This window comes from Pseudomonas sp. 22526 (genome assembly GCF_052044735.1).
Classification (GTDB): Bacteria; Pseudomonadota; Gammaproteobacteria; order Pseudomonadales; family Pseudomonadaceae; genus Aquipseudomonas; species Aquipseudomonas piscium.
Window position 1 is genome coordinate 1 of sequence record NZ_JBQENK010000048.1, and the last position, 428, is coordinate 428.

A 428-nucleotide genomic window follows, 5' to 3' on the forward strand; every position below is an offset into this window, starting at 1 on the left:
GGCAAGTTCCTCAGCCAGCGCGCCCTCGAACGCCACCGCGCCGACTACCAGCAGGCCGAAGGCTGGGGCGACCAGACACGACTGGCCAGCGGCCACTTCCTGGAACTGTCCGACCATCCGCGCAGCGAGTGGAACGACCTCTGGCTGCTGACCCACATCGTTCACGAAGGCAAGCAGCCGCAGGTGCTGGAAGAGTCGGTGACCAGCGACACCACCGACAACAAGGACGACTTTCATCAAGGCTATCGCAACCGTTTCCTCGCCACGCCCTGGCAGGTGTTCTACCGCCCGGCCCTGAACCACCCGAAACCGCGGGTGCTGGGCAGCCAGACCGCGGTAGTCACCGGCCCCAAGGGCGAAGAAATCCACTGCGACCAGTACGGCCGGGTCAAGGTGCAGTTCCACTGGGACCGCGAAGGCAAGGCCGA

General features: G+C 65.4%; 1 protein-coding gene. It reads left to right on the plus strand.

All coding sequences use genetic code 11. The features are described 5' to 3' along the window. Positions 1-428 (plus strand): contractile injection system protein, VgrG/Pvc8 family (locus ACTJKT_RS31235; protein WP_440790414.1); only part of this gene is annotated, 428 nt, incomplete at both ends.